Origin of the sequence: Sphingomonas cannabina (assembly GCF_021391395.1) — a bacterium.
In the GTDB taxonomy this organism is placed as follows: domain Bacteria; phylum Pseudomonadota; class Alphaproteobacteria; order Sphingomonadales; family Sphingomonadaceae; genus Sphingomonas; species Sphingomonas cannabina.
Window position 1 is genome coordinate 3443782 of the sequence record NZ_CP090059.1, and the last position, 13565, is coordinate 3457346.

At 65.2% G+C, this 13565-nt stretch carries 16 protein-coding genes; 6 read left to right on the top strand and 10 right to left on the bottom strand.

What is annotated here, in order from left to right:
- Window positions 1-38: 38 nt before the first annotated feature.
- Window positions 39-533, bottom strand: a complete 495-nt coding sequence (locus tag LZK98_RS16280; protein WP_233783574.1) for an EF-hand domain-containing protein — start codon at window positions 531-533, stop codon at window positions 39-41.
- A gap of 210 nt (window positions 534-743) precedes the next feature.
- Between LZK98_RS16280 and purB the strand changes: the two genes are divergently transcribed.
- Window positions 744-2057, top strand: coding sequence for an adenylosuccinate lyase (gene purB, locus LZK98_RS16285; protein ID WP_233783575.1), 1314 nt, complete (start codon window positions 744-746; stop codon window positions 2055-2057).
- A 143-nt stretch (window positions 2058-2200) separates the two neighbouring features.
- Here purB and LZK98_RS16290 read toward each other — a convergent pair whose 3' ends face one another.
- Window positions 2201-2536 (bottom strand): winged helix-turn-helix transcriptional regulator, encoded by a 336-nt coding sequence (locus tag LZK98_RS16290; RefSeq protein ID WP_233783576.1) that lies wholly within the window; start codon window positions 2534-2536, stop codon window positions 2201-2203.
- Between the two features lie 119 nt (window positions 2537-2655).
- Here LZK98_RS16290 and LZK98_RS16295 point away from each other — a divergent pair, with 119 nt between their 5' ends.
- Window positions 2656-3231 (top strand): NADPH-dependent FMN reductase, encoded by a 576-nt coding sequence (locus LZK98_RS16295; RefSeq protein ID WP_233783577.1) that lies wholly within the window; start codon window positions 2656-2658, stop codon window positions 3229-3231.
- A 760-nt stretch (window positions 3232-3991) separates the two neighbouring features.
- Here LZK98_RS16295 and dnaJ read toward each other — a convergent pair.
- Together dnaJ and dnaK are read right to left on the bottom strand one after the other, a co-directional pair.
- Window positions 3992-5107: a molecular chaperone DnaJ gene (gene dnaJ / locus LZK98_RS16300; RefSeq protein WP_233783578.1), complete on the bottom strand. Its 1116-nt coding sequence runs from the start codon at window positions 5105-5107 to the stop codon at window positions 3992-3994.
- A 120-nt stretch (window positions 5108-5227) separates the two neighbouring features.
- Window positions 5228-7135 (bottom strand): molecular chaperone DnaK, encoded by a 1908-nt coding sequence (dnaK, locus tag LZK98_RS16305; RefSeq protein WP_233783579.1) that lies wholly within the window; start codon window positions 7133-7135, stop codon window positions 5228-5230.
- Between the two features lie 165 nt (window positions 7136-7300).
- Here dnaK and LZK98_RS16310 point away from each other — a divergent pair, with 165 nt between their 5' ends.
- From LZK98_RS16310 to LZK98_RS16320, 3 genes are read left to right on the top strand one after another with little or no spacing between them, the layout of a single operon-like run.
- Complete coding sequence (locus LZK98_RS16310; RefSeq protein ID WP_233783580.1) at window positions 7301-7732, top strand: copper chaperone PCu(A)C; 432 nt, start codon at window positions 7301-7303, stop codon at window positions 7730-7732.
- A 14-nt stretch (window positions 7733-7746) separates the two neighbouring features.
- A complete protein-coding gene (locus tag LZK98_RS16315; protein ID WP_233783581.1) occupies window positions 7747-8265 on the top strand; it encodes a PH domain-containing protein in 519 nt (172 codons plus the stop codon).
- 12 nt (window positions 8266-8277) lie between these two features.
- Complete coding sequence (locus tag LZK98_RS16320) at window positions 8278-8748, top strand: vgr related protein (protein ID WP_233783582.1); 471 nt, start codon at window positions 8278-8280, stop codon at window positions 8746-8748.
- A gap of 3 nt (window positions 8749-8751) precedes the next feature.
- Here the strand turns inward: LZK98_RS16320 and LZK98_RS16325 are convergent, their stop codons facing one another.
- From LZK98_RS16325 to LZK98_RS16340, 4 genes are all read right to left on the bottom strand, one after another.
- On the bottom strand, window positions 8752-9276 hold the full coding sequence (locus tag LZK98_RS16325; RefSeq protein ID WP_233783583.1) for a hypothetical protein: 525 nt from the start codon (window positions 9274-9276) through the stop codon (window positions 8752-8754).
- Window positions 9277-9453: 177 nt separating this feature from the next.
- Window positions 9454-9675, bottom strand: a complete 222-nt coding sequence (locus LZK98_RS16330) for a hypothetical protein (protein WP_233783584.1) — start codon at window positions 9673-9675, stop codon at window positions 9454-9456.
- A 101-nt stretch (window positions 9676-9776) separates the two neighbouring features.
- Window positions 9777-9989, bottom strand: a complete 213-nt coding sequence (locus LZK98_RS16335) for a cold-shock protein (RefSeq protein ID WP_233783585.1) — start codon at window positions 9987-9989, stop codon at window positions 9777-9779.
- A 103-nt stretch (window positions 9990-10092) separates the two neighbouring features.
- The gene (locus LZK98_RS16340; protein WP_233783586.1) at window positions 10093-11364 is read right to left on the bottom strand and encodes a hypothetical protein; all 1272 of its coding nucleotides are present in this window, start codon (window positions 11362-11364) and stop codon (window positions 10093-10095) included.
- Between the two features lie 179 nt (window positions 11365-11543).
- Here LZK98_RS16340 and LZK98_RS16345 point away from each other — a divergent pair, with 179 nt between their 5' ends.
- The gene (locus tag LZK98_RS16345; protein WP_233783587.1) at window positions 11544-11780 is read left to right on the top strand and encodes a DUF433 domain-containing protein; all 237 of its coding nucleotides are present in this window, start codon (window positions 11544-11546) and stop codon (window positions 11778-11780) included.
- A gap of 106 nt (window positions 11781-11886) precedes the next feature.
- Here LZK98_RS16345 and LZK98_RS16350 read toward each other — a convergent pair whose 3' ends face one another.
- Window positions 11887-12345: a HEPN domain-containing protein gene (locus LZK98_RS16350; RefSeq protein ID WP_233783588.1), complete on the bottom strand. Its 459-nt coding sequence runs from the start codon at window positions 12343-12345 to the stop codon at window positions 11887-11889.
- Window positions 12345-13400, bottom strand: coding sequence for a GmrSD restriction endonuclease domain-containing protein (locus LZK98_RS16355; protein ID WP_233783589.1), 1056 nt, complete (start codon window positions 13398-13400; stop codon window positions 12345-12347). Before LZK98_RS16355 ends, LZK98_RS16350 begins: the two co-directional genes overlap by 1 nt.
- Window positions 13401-13565 lie beyond the last annotated feature (165 nt).

Genomic DNA, 13565 nt, shown 5'->3' on the forward strand with positions numbered 1-13565 from the left:
ACCCGGCGGCCGCTCCAGGGAGGAGCTGGTGAGTTGGCTTAGTCGCCCGATACGCTCTTCGACAGATAGGCCGTGAGCTCGTCCTTGGAGACCTGCGCCGACTTGTCGGTGTCGGCCGACGCGAAGGCGCCGTTCACCCAGCTCTTGGTGGCCGGATCGTCGGGCTTGGTGGTCGGATCGCTCGCGGTCTTGAGCGCGACCATCCAGCTGCCGAACTCGGTCTTGTCGAGGTTGCCGTCCGCGTTCTTGTCGTAGGTTGGGAACTCCTGGTTCACGATCTGCGCGACCTGCGCGGCGGCACTCGCGGGTTGACCGGTCGCCGGCTGCGCCGGTGCGGTCTGCGCCTGGTCCGCAGTGGTCGGCTGCTGCGTCTGCGCGGCGGCCGGATCCTGCGCGTCGGGCGTGGCCGTCTGCGGCGTCGAGCTATCCTGCGACAGGGCAGGCCGCTGGACACTCTGCTCGGTCGGCGGGGTCGTCTGCTGAGTGCTGGTCGAAGGCACCTGATCCTGGGCCAGCGCAGGCACAGAAATCATCACCGCACTTGCAAGCAAAACACTCTTCAACACTATGAATCTCCTTAAGATAAATCGACACTCTTCTTTTGAAGAAGAGATAGGAATGCTTCCCTGGACAGCAAATGAACAACGAAGGATTTCATCCTGTAGTTCCTTCGCTTCGCCGTTTGGCGCAGGCATTCGCCGATGCTAGGAGCCGATTCGTCGCGTACCCCTGAAAGGAGTCCCATGGTCCCCCGCTACTCGCGGCCTGAAATGGCTGCGATCTGGTCCCCCGAGGCCCGCTTCCGCATCTGGTTCGAGATCGAGGCGCACGCCACCGACGCGCTTGCCGAGCTGGGCGTGGTGCCGAAGTCGGCCGCCAAGGCGCTGTGGGACTGGTGGGCGACCAATCCGACGATCGACGTCGCGGCGATCGACGCGATCGAGGCGGTGACCAAGCATGACGTCATCGCCTTCCTGACCTGGGTCGCCGAGAATGTCGGCGACGACGCCCGCTTCATGCATCAGGGCATGACCAGCTCGGACGTGCTCGACACCTGCCTGGCGGTCCAGCTCGCGCGGGCGAGCGACATCCTGCTCGCCGATCTCGATGCGCTGCTGGCGGTGCTCAAGCGCCGGGCCGAGGAGCACAAGCTCACCCCCACCATCGGCCGCAGCCACGGCATCCATGCCGAGCCGGTCACCTTCGGCCTCAAGCTCGCCGAGGCCTATGCCGAGTTCAGTCGCGCCAGGACCCGCCTGCTGGCAGCGCGCGCGGACATCGCGACCTGCGCCATCTCGGGAGCGGTCGGCACCTTCGCCAACATCGATCCGCGCGTCGAGGAGCATGTCGCGGCGAAGCTCGGCCTCACCGTCGAGCCGGTGTCGACCCAGGTGATTCCGCGCGACCGCCACGCGATGTTCTTCGCGACGCTGGGCGTGATCGCCAGTTCGATCGAGCGGCTCGCGACCGAGGTCCGCCACCTCCAGCGCACCGAGGTGCTGGAGGCCGAGGAATATTTCTCGCCGGGCCAGAAGGGCTCCTCGGCGATGCCGCACAAGCGCAACCCGGTGCTGACCGAGAACCTGACCGGCCTCGCCCGCATGGTCCGCTCGGCGGCGATCCCGGCGATGGAGAATGTCGCGCTATGGCATGAGCGCGACATCTCGCATTCCTCTGTCGAGCGCTTCATCGGCCCGGACGCGACCATTACGCTCGACTTCGCGCTGGCGCGCCTCACCGGCGTGGTCGACAAGCTGCTCGTCTATCCCGAGCGGATGCAGAAGAACCTCGACCGCATGGGCGGGCTCGTCCACTCGCAGCGCGTTCTGCTGGCGCTGACCCAGGCCGGCGTGAGCCGCGAGGATGCCTACCGCCTCGTCCAGCGCAATGCGATGAAGGTGTGGGAATCGGACGGCCAGCTCTCGCTGCTCGAGCTGCTCAAGGCCGATCCGGAGGTGACCGCGGCGCTGTCGGCGGAGGAGATCGAGGACAAGTTCGACCTCGGTTATCACCTGAAGCACGTCGACACGATCTTCGCGCGGGTGTTCGGCAACTAACCCCTCTCCCTCTGGGAGAGGGAGGGGCCCGCTCGGCGTCAGCCGAGTGGGAGGGTGAGGGTGACCACGCTGGCCGTAGGCACCCTCACCCTCCCGCAGCTTCGCTGCTCCTTCCCTCTCCCAAAGGGAGAGGGACAGTGGCTTCAAGCCGCCTCCTCCTGCGCCGCATCGAATCGCCGCCGCGCCGCGTCGATCGCGGCGACGTTCGCCTGTGCCCACTGACCGAGCGCCGTGACCGGCTCGCACAGCGACCGCCCGAGCGGCGTCAGCGCATATTCCACCTTGGGCGGGATCGTCGGATAGACGGTGCGCGTCACGAAGCCGTCGCGCTCCAGCCCGCGCAGCGTCAGCGTCAGCATCCGCTGCGAGATGCCCTCGATCGACCGCTGCAGCTCGCTGAACCGCTTGGTCCCATCGCGCAGCAGCATCACGGTGAGGATGCTCCACTTGTCCCCCACCCGCGCCAGGACCTGACGCACGGGTGTGCAGCGCTCATGCGTGTGCCTGGGTTCCGAAAATGTGCCTTCTTGTTCCGCCATCGCCACCACACCATTGCAGCCTTTGTTACTCAACGTAACCATGAAAGGCTGAACATTCCATGCTCGACATCGCCCTCATCATCGGCACCACCCGTCCCAACCGCTTCGCCGACACGCCGGCCAGCTGGATCGTCGAAGGCGCCAAGGGCCGGGACGACCTGAAGCTGACGGTGCTCGACCTGCGCGACCAGGGCCTGCCGCTGTACGAGGAACCCGCCTCGCCGCTGTTCACCGGCGGCGTCTATTCCAATCCCGCCGCCGAGGCCTGGCGGCACCGGATCGGCCAGTTCGACGGCTATATCGCCACCGCCGCCGAATATAACCACGGCCCCACCGGCGCGCTCAAGAACGCGCTCGATTCCGCCTTCCTCGAATGGCGCCGCAAGCCGATCGCCTTCGTCGGCTATGGCGGCGTCGGCGGCGTGCGCGCGATCGAGCAGCTCCGCACCATCGCGATCGAGCTGCACATGGCGCCGATCAAGGCCGAGGTGAACATCACCATGGAGCCCTTCGTCGGCGTGATGATGCACGGCAAGACGCTCGACGACTACGACCATCTCGTCACCGCCCGCGCCACGCTGTTCGACGAGCTCGCCTGGTGGGGCAATGCGCTGAAGGCGGCGCGCGGGAAGTAACGCCCGCTGCACGCGACGATTGCGTTTCCTGCAATCGTAATAATCCTGTTTGCCATTGAAATTTTATTGCGGAGGCGTATTCATGCTGCACCGCAACAAAGCGGTTGCCGGGCCACTTCTCGCGGCCCGGCGCAAACAGGAGACCCACCATGCGCAACTTCGAAGCGTCGGCGTTCGGCGCCGCCGTGATGGTTGCCCAGGCGCTGGTCATCGCCGCGATCTTCGCGGCCTAAGTCAGCCCTGGGCGATTCCCGCCTGTCCCGCCCCACGAGGGGTGCGGACGGGCGGAACGGTCCTGGTTCCTGACATTCAGGTTTCTGCGGCGGCGGCCGGTGATACGGCAAACCACGGCGGTCGCTTGCAAGCTCAGCTTGACCAAAAGTTGACTAAGTTGACTCTGCTGCGTCTGTGCGAGCCGACGCAATACGAAGGAAATCGACGGGGTCAAAGAGCGGGCCGATGCCTGCGCACATCGGACCGCACGAGCCAAGCAAACGAAATCCTACATTGCAAGGGCGTTGGGTGGCCGGCGTTCAACGCCGAGATTTCGTCCGACACTGCCAGCTAGGGCCGATCGACATCTGAACTCTGAGCCTTCCCTAGCCCCAACACCAGCCCGTCACCCCGGCCTTGTGCCGGGGTCCACTGGGCCTCATGGGCTGTGCTTGAGCCTCTCGTCCGGTCCTTGCCTCCCGATGGACCCCGGCACAAGACCGGGGTGACGAAGTGGAAGATCGCATTCCCAAAGGTCGATCCGCTTTTAGCCCCCGACCGCCTTGCGTACCTTGGCGAAGAAGCCGGTCGCTTCCGGGCATTCCTCGCCGGTTTCGGTCTCGCGGAACGCTTCCAGCAATTCGCGCTGGCGGGCGGTGAGCTTGGTCGGCGTCTCGACCTCGATGCGCACCACGAGGTCGCCGCGGCCGCGGCCCTGCAGCACCGGCATGCCGGCACCGCGCTGGCGGACTTCCCGGCCCGACTGCGTGCCGGGCTGGATGCGGATCGCATGGGCGACGCCGTCCGGTCCCGGGATCTCGATCGTGCCGCCGAGCGCCGCGGTGGTGAAGCTGATCGGCGCGCGGGCGTAGAGCGTGGTGCCCTCGCGCTCGAAGATCGGATGCTGGCGCACGTGGAGGAAGATGTAGAGGTCGCCGGCCGGCGCGCCGCGCGGTCCCGCCTCGCCCTCGCCGGCCAGGCGGATGCGCGTGCCGTCGTCGACGCCGGGCGGCACGTTCACCGCCAGCGTCTTGGTCTTCTCGACCCGGCCCTCGCCGCGGCAGCGGCTGCACGGATCGGAGATGACCTGGCCGGCGCCGTCGCAGCTCGGGCAGGTGCGCTCGAACACGAACGGGCCCTGCTGCGCGCGCACCTTGCCGATGCCGTGGCACAGCGAGCAGGCGCGGCTGCCGGTGCCGGGCGAGGCGCCCGAGCCGTGGCAATGGTCGCAGGGCGCGGAGACGTCGACGGTGATCTCGGTCGCCTTGCCGTGGAAGGCGTCCTCGAGCGTGATCTCCATGTCGTAGCGCAGGTCCGCGCCGCGGCGCGGCTGGCGCGCGCGGGCGCCGCCGCCCATGAATTCGCCGAACACGCTCTCGAAGATGTCGGAGAAGCCGGCGAAGTCCGCGCCCGGCCCCGCCCCGCCTCCGCCGTTGCGGAACGCGGCATGGCCGAAGCGGTCGTAGGCGGCGCGCTTCTGCGGGTCCTTGAGGCAGTCATAGGCCTCGCTGACTGCCTTGAACTTGGCCTCGTGGTCCTTGCAGCCCCCGTTCTTGTCGGGGTGGTATTTCATCGCGAGCTTGCGGTACGCCGATTTGATCGTCGCCTCGTCGGCGGTGCGATCGACCTCAAGCAGCTCGTAATAGTCGACTTCGGTGCTCATTCAGGGCCCCCGCCGGTCCATCCCCCCTCCGTCACCCCGGCGGAAGCCGGGGTCTCAGGCGACATGCGATCCGGCCTGAGATGCCGGCTTTCGCCGGCATGACGGATATGGGACATAGACTTACGCCTTCTGGTTGTCGTCCACTTCCGAGAATTCGGCGTCGACGACGTCCTCCTGCGGGCCCTCGGCAGCGCCGTCAGCCGCGGGCGAAGCCTCGGCCTGCTGCTGCTTCTCGTAGATCGCCTGGCCGAGCTTCATCGCGACCTGGGCCAGCGCCTGCGCCTTGGCGGTCATCGCCTCGGCATCGCCGCTCTCGACCGCCGACTTGGCCTCGGCGATCGCGCCCTCGATCTCGGACTTGAGCGCGGCGTCGACCTTGTCACCATTCTCCGCGAGCTGGCGCTCGGTGGTGTGGATCAGGCTCTCGGCGTTGTTCTTGGCCTCGGCCGCCTCGCGGCGCTTCTTGTCCTCGTCGGCGAAGCGCTCGGCGTCCTTGACCATCTGCTCGATGTCGTTGTCCGAAAGGCCGCCCGAGGCCTGGATGCGGATCTGCTGCTCCTTGCCGGTGCCCTTGTCCTTGGCCGAGACGTTGACGATGCCGTTGGCGTCGATGTCGAAGGTGACCTCGATCTGCGGCACGCCGCGCGGCGCGGGGGGGATGCCGACCAGGTCGAACTGGCCGAGCAGCTTGTTGTCCGCCGCCATCTCGCGCTCGCCCTGGAACACGCGGATCGTCACCGCCTGCTGATTGTCGTCGGCGGTGGAGTAGGTCTGCGACTTCTTGGTCGGGATCGTCGTGTTGCGGTCGATCATGCGGGTGAACACGCCGCCCAGCGTCTCGATGCCCAGCGACAGCGGCGTGACGTCGAGCAGCAGCACGTCCTTGACGTCGCCCTGCAGCACGCCCGCCTGGATCGCAGCGCCGATCGCCACCACCTCGTCGGGGTTGACGCCGGTGTGCGGGTCCTTGCCGAAGAAGCTCTTCACGACCTCACGCACCTTGGGCATGCGGGTCATGCCGCCGACCAGCACGACCTCATCGATCGCGCTCGCCTTGACGCCGGCATCGGCCAGCGCCTTCTTGCACGGCTCCAGCGTGCGCTGGATGAGGTCGTCGACCAGCCGCTCCAGATCGGCGCGGGTGATCGACTTGACCAGGTGCTTCGGCCCGTTCTGGTCCGCGGTGATGAAGGGCAGGTTGACCTCGGTCGTCGCGGCGGAGCTCAGCTCGATCTTCGCCTTCTCGGCGGCTTCCTTGAGCCGCTGGAGAGCCAGCTTATCCTTGGTGAGGTCGATGCCTTCCGCCTTCTTGAAGTCGTCGGCCAGGAACTGCACCAGCTTGGCGTCGAAGTCCTCGCCGCCGAGGAAGGTGTCGCCGTTGGTCGCCTTCACCTCGAACACGCCGTCGCCGATCTCGAGGATCGAGATGTCGAAGGTGCCGCCGCCGAGGTCGTAGACCGCGATCGTCTTGTTGTTGTCCTTGTCCAGGCCATAGGCGAGCGCCGCGGCCGTCGGTTCGTTGATGATGCGCAGCACCTCGAGGCCGGCGATCTTGCCGGCGTCCTTGGTCGCCTGGCGCTGGGCGTCGTTGAAATAGGCCGGCACGGTGATGACCGCCTGCGTCACCGTCTCGCCGAGATAGGCCTCGGCGGTCTCCTTCATCTTCTGGAGGATGAAGGCCGAGATCTGCGACGGCGAATAATCCTCGCCGCCCGCCTTCACCCACGCATCGCCGTTCGAGCCGCGCACGATCGTATAGGGCACCAGCTCGGTGTCCTTCTTCGTCACGGGATCGTCGAAGCGGCGGCCGATCAGGCGCTTCACCGCGAAGATGGTGTTGTCCGGGTTGGTCACCGCCTGCCGCTTCGCCGGCTGGCCGATCAGCCGCTCCCCATCCTTGGCGAACGCGACGATCGACGGCGTGGTGCGGGCGCCCTCCGCATTCTCGATCACCTTGGGCTTGCCGCCCTCCATCACTGCCACGCAGCTGTTGGTGGTGCCGAGGTCGATGCCGATCACTTTAGCCATAGTCTTTGCCTGTACCCCCAGGTCTCAGAATTGAACGCTCCACCGCACCCCAAGAGCGGCGATGCGGCGTCTTGCAACATTGGCGATATAGGTGGGCCTTCTATTGCCGCAAGATTGCTGGGCACGCTAAGGGCTCCACAATATCTCGCTTTGGGAGTGGGTTGCATGCGGCCACTGATTGCGATCGGCCTGGCGCTGGCCTTGGCGGCGTGCGGACGGCCGCCCGAGCTCCATGCCGACAAGGCGTGGATCCGCCTGCCGGCCGTGCCGGGCCGGCCTGCCGCCGCCTATTTCACCGTGACGGGCGGCACCGCCAAGACGACGCTGCTCGCGGTCTCGACCCCGGCGGCGCTCAAGGCCGAACTTCACGAGAGCATGGAGCATCATGGCATGATGCAGATGGCGCCGCTCGGCCAGGTCGACGTCGGTCCCGGTGCGACGGTGAGCTTCGCGCCGGGCGGCCGGCACGTCATGCTGTTCGGGGTGAATCCGAAGCTCAAGCCGGGCGACATCACGCCGGTGACGCTCCAGTTCGCCGAGGGCCGCAACCTGGAGGTCGAGGCGAAGGTGGTCGGCGCCGCCGACCCCGCACCATGAGAGGGTCCGCGCAGATGCCGCAGGTGATCGACCGTTTCCGTTCTTCCACTCTCGGCTGGCTCAAGGGCTCGCTCGCCGGCTGGGGGACGGTGCTGCTCGCGGCGGCGGGGCTGATCGGCATAGTGCTCGCCGGCGGCGACGCGCTGCCGGTGCCGCCGGCCGCGCCGCTGCTGCTGACGTTGCTCGCGGCGGGGATCGTGCTGGTGAAATGGATCGGCAATGCCGCCGCCACCTACGAGGTCACCGCCGACCGGCTGATCCTCCACCGCGGCATCCTCAACAAGTCGATCGACGAGATCGAGCTCTACCGCGTCAAGGACGTGCGCATCCAGTTCAGCATCGTCAACCAGCTCGCCGACCTCGGCACCATCACCATCGGCTCGTCGGACGAGACCACCCGTGCCACCCCGCTGGTGATGCGCGACATCGAGCATGCCCGCGCCCGCCGCGAGAAGCTGCGCGAGTTGGTCAACGCCGCCCGCCTCAGCCGCGGCGTGCGGGAGATCGACGTGGCGCCGGAGACGTTTGCCTAAGGCCAGCCGCTGATGAGCCTCCACCTCCCCCGTTCCCTCACCCCCGGCGAGATCGAGCTCGCCCGCAGCGTGTTCGGCGACGCCATCGACTATGCCCGCGCCGCGGTGGCCAACCGGAAATGGGCGTTCTTCCAGCCCAAAAAGATCGCCATGGCCCCCACCGGCTGCATCCACTTCAATCCCAAGGGCGACCTCTACCACGACGACTTCGCCTGCGCCGACCTTGGTCATCAAGCCCTGTTCATCCATGAGATGACGCATGTCTGGCAGTATCAGTCGGGCATCTACCTGCCGCTGCGCCGCCATCCCTTCTGCCGCTACGGCTACACCATCCAGCCGGGGCGGCGGTTCGAGCGCTACGGCATCGAGCAGCAGGCCGAGATCGCCCGCCATGCCTTCCTGCTCCGCCGCGGCGCCGTCGTTCCCGGCGCGCCGAGCCTGGGGCAATATGAGACGATCCTGCCGTTTCGGCCCTCCTCCTGATCCTTACCGCGGCCCCGCCACCATCAGCACCACCTCGGCCGCCGGCGAACCCGACAGCTGGAGGAAATAGTGGCCCGGCTGGAGATCGAAGTCGACGATCTTGCGGATGCCGGTGCAGGCCGGGCCGTGGCCGTGGGCGGCCGACGCAAGCGGGGCGCCGTCCCGGACCAGATCGATCCACGCCGGCCCGCCGAGGGCGACGCGGTAGCGGCCCGCCTTCGGCACCTCGAGTGCAACGAGACCGGCGAAGCTGCCCGCGGCCGGAGCCTTCTCCGGAGCGCGGGCGAAGGCGACCTCGCTCCCCGGCGCCAGCGTCAGCCGCACTGCCTGGCCGACCGCGATCGGCAGCACGCGGTCGTTGGTCGACACCGTCCGCGCCGCCGGGGTGGTCCAGCCGGCGAACTCGGCCGGGGGCGGCGCGGGGTTTGCCGGGCAGGCCGGCTGGCTGCTCTGGGCCGCGGCGGTGGTGGTCGGCAGGGCGGCTGCAAGGGTTGCGGCAGCTGCCAGAATCTTGGTCAGGTCACGCATCGTCTTCTCCATCCCAACGACAACGTCTCGTCGGCGGTGGTTATCCGAAGCGGGGACGAAGGCAATCATCGCCTGGGCTGGGGGCACCTCAAGCGATGGAGCACGAGGCGAGCCCCCTCCACCGCCTTCGGCGGTCCCCCTCCCCGTCCCGGGGAGGATTGAAGAAGGCGCCCCACCCTAACCTTCCCGCTCGCGGGTGAAGGAGGGGCGGAGGTCGGTGCCGCCGCTCGCCTCGCGCTCGGCGCGGCTGCGGGCGACACGCTCGACCTTGGCGGCCATCGCCTCGAACGCGGCGACCGAGCGCATTGCGCGGTCGCGGACGTTGGCGAGCGTCGCCGCATCGGCCTCGGCCCGGGCGCGGGCGGCCTGACCCCGGTAATAGGCGGCATCATAGGCCATGGCTCGGCCCTTTCGCTGGAGGAACGGGAACGGGAACGGGAACAGCAAAGGGAGGAAGCGCGGGCGAGGCAGGGGGCCGCCCCGCCCGCGTCCCGCGCCGGTCAGTCCTGCAGCTGCAGGTTGACCGCGCTGGTCTTGCCGCGACGATCCTGTTCCAGCTCGTAGCTGACGCGCTGGTTCTGGGTGAGGGTGCGCAGGCCCGCGCGCTCGACGGCGGTGATGTGGACGAACGCGTCCTGGCCGCCGCTCTCGGGCGCGATGAAGCCATAGCCCTTGTCGGAATTGAAGAACTTGACGGTACCGGTGATGCTCATGCGAGCTTTCCTTCTGTTGGCGGGATCCCGGACGTCGGGAGCCCTCGTGTGCTGCGAGGGGCAGGGAAAGAAGGAATGAGGAGCCGCAAAGCGCCAAAGACCGTCAATTTGCGACTGTAGCGGCTTCGATATGGGCCTCCGGGGCCGGGATTGCAACCGACGGCCCCGGCGCGGCGGCGGCCGGCGCGTCCTCGTCCGCATCATCGGGCGCCTCGTCGAGTGCATCGCCGGCCGCCTCGCCGCCCCTCGCCGACGCAGAGACGCAGGCGGCGAACCAGGCGTCGCGCTCGCGCGCCTCGGGCACGCGGCGGAGCTCGACCTCGGCCTGCCAGGACGCCTCGACCGCCGCGAGCTCGTCGTCGTCGAGCGTGCGGCTGTAGCCCTGCTGGCCGTACTCGCCGTCCTCCTCGCCGTAGAAACGGTCGGTCGGCGGGAAGCGGGTGCGCCATTCCTCCTCGCCCTCGTCGCACCACACCGGCTCGGGCCGGTCCTCGGGCGCGACATAGGGCGGCAGGCCGAAATGTTGACGAAGTTGACTCATCTCATCGTCCAGGTTTGCCGCCTTCGACGGTGCGGGCGCGGCGTCGGGCGCAGGCGGCGGCGTCGGGGCGAGCTGGACCAGCCCGGCGGCCTCGGCGCGGGCCCATTGCTCGCCGGTCCAGCCGGCACGGGCGGCGGGATCGAGGTCGGCGGTGTCGACGCCCTCGGCGAGGTCGGTGTGGGTCCTGAGCCAGCGGTCGGCGCGGGCGAGCGCGCGGATCGGGGCGAGATCGTCCTCGGTGGCGGACTCGGCCCCGGCCGCGCCCAGCCGCGCGCCGAGGAACAGGCCGGCGCGGGCCGGGCCGCCGTCGCGCCCGACGAGGTCGAGATACTGGTCGAACTCGGCCGCGACCAGCCGCGCGGCGGCCTGGCCGGCGGCGCCGGTCGCGCTGTCGGCCATGCGGTCGAGGCGATTGAGGAGCTGCATGGCGAGGCGGTTGTCGAAGCGCTCGCGCTCGATCGTCACCGTCGTGTCGCCGTTGGAGCGGGTGACGACCTCGACCGTGCCCTCGATCACGCGCTCCATCAGCGTCTCGGCGAGCGTGTCGCGCGCGAGCAGCGCCGCCGCCTGCCAGCCGAGCGCGAACCCCGCCCCGCGCGCCGAGGTGCGGAAGGCATAGGCGGATTGCTTGGTGAGGCCCACCGAGCGGGCGGCGTCGGTGACCGTGGCGCCCTCCGCGATCGCCTGGAGGAAGGTGCGCTGACGCTCGGCCGTCCAGCCGGCGGTGCGCTGGGATTGCGGGGCGGAATAGTGCTTGAGGTTGACCGGGATGAAGGTCGCGGGGTCCGCCGGGGTTTCCTCCGCGGGCGGGGTGATGGTGGTGGGTGCTGACATGATGCGGGTTCCTCTCGTGAGAACAAAAGAGGACCGACCAGTTATACAGATTTGGTGATGTAGGAAAGGGTTTTGTTCCTATTTGGTTCGTTTCGGTGTGACGGTGCGGCTTGGTGCCGGCGTCTGCCTATGCCATCCCTTGCCTTGACCTGTACCCAGGTCGGGCACATCCTGCTCGCATGACCCTTGCCGGATTCCCTCGCATCGCCGTCGACCCGCAGGTTTGCGGCGGGCGGCCCGTGGTGGCGGGAACGCGGGTGCGCGTCACCGACGTGCTGGAGATGCTGGCCGGCGGCGCGAGCCCGGCCGAGATCGCGGCTGACTTTCCCTATCTCAGCGAGGACGATGTCCGCGCAGTGCTGGCCTATGCGGCGGCGCAGGCGGATCATCTCGTGGGCGGAGGCGCAGTAAGTTGAGTGGGTTAGTAAGCTGTCACCGCCTAAGCCCAATTGCCGCCTGCCCTGTGCGGATGATTGCGCGAGCATGGACATGAGGCGGTCCATGTGTTCGAGACCGGCATGATTATTCGGTGAGAGCCTGCTCAACAGCGTCCAGTATATGTTCAGCACACGGCAGAGCTTTTCCAAAATCCTCTAACGTCATAGATGCCCCGTCATCATGAGACACTCTATGCCGATTAGTTATAGCATCAAAATATGGCTGAAGATTTATCTCAGGCAATCGTTCTGCTATTACATCACCCTCTCCGCATCCAAATTTCTGCAAAACGTCATTTATCTCTGCCTTTTTTACTCTTTTAAGCATGCTCTCGTTGGTTTTGAATATAAACTCAGCCACTCTCTGGTCTTGGATTAATTTAAGTCTAGCTAAAATGATATCTTTAATCTTTTCTTCCATTTCGGCATAAAGCGCGACCAGCAGGAATTGTACTAAGTAAATCTCCACAAGAGGATTTCGTCCAACAATCGCGAGATGGTTGGAAATTTCCTCATAAGCGAATGTGGTCCGAACGAGATGCATTATTCGCTCAGGTATTCTATCGCCTTTGCAAGTCTCAGCTCAACTACCGATTCGTCACTTGTATTATACGTGATCGCGGCATCGTATGCAGTATCTTCTCGCAAAGCCATGAATCGCTCGTTCAAATCTGATGGCGCGATATCTGCGAGTACTGCAGCCATTATAGAATCGAGTGCGCCGTAATTTAAGCGTCCGCGAAGATGGAACGGCTTTTCACCAAGCTGAGACAGTATATAATCAGAAGATATCTTAAAATTATAAATTAGGTTATCATAGTCACTATCATCACCACGGCGATCTTCCATATACTTATTCAAGAATCCCTTCATAGGCTTCTCGTAAGCACTGCCTTTTTCGCTTAACGCGAGACAACGGAGAACGAGTTCCACATCTCTAAGTCTCTTGTCGATTTTTGGCTGACCGATTATCTTGCGCCATGAATCTACTTCGTTCATCTTCTTTAGCGCATCTACGAATGGCCCATAAGAGACACACTGACGAACTTCCATCGGGTTAAGATTAACACCGCCCGTATTTAGACGCTCAAAAACCTGATAGATACTTGTATCATCTTGAGGGTCAATTTGCTGTATAATCGTAGCGCGCAGAGTAACCCCTTTAAGTTTAAACTGTTCATCTTCGCTAAGGTCAGAGAATGACTTTCCTTCATATCGCGGATGAACGTTCTTTAAACGGAATACCGTTTCATCGAAGGTTCCTTTAATGAAACGGATAAGGGACGTAATCCTCTGCTGACCATCAATGATGAGGTAACCAGCCTTGACACGCTCCTTATAAAGGAACGTCCCAGGAACAGGCAAACCTAGCAAGAAACTTTCAACTAACTTGCTCGCTTTAATCCGATCCCATACGTACATGCGTTGGAATGGGGGAACCGTGAGTTCTTTCCGATCCCATAGATCGACATACCCGGCAAGAGTGATATCGGCCGGATAGTTCATTATTTCATATTCGAGCTTGGGCTCCTGCTCTTCTTCAGGTGCATCCTCCGTGGGTTCAACATCCCAATCCTCAGTCGCTTCAGTATCTTCCATGATTCCCGCCCTTTTCAGGTAAGCTGACCGGTCCCCAAAACGCGGTCAAGGGAGTATTGACGACATCACACTTCGCATGCGTGGATATCGACGAGTTCAAAGCCTGCGACGTTTCTGAAGTGTATCCGCTAACGGGCACATCGAGGATGTAGACTGTGTTGTCGG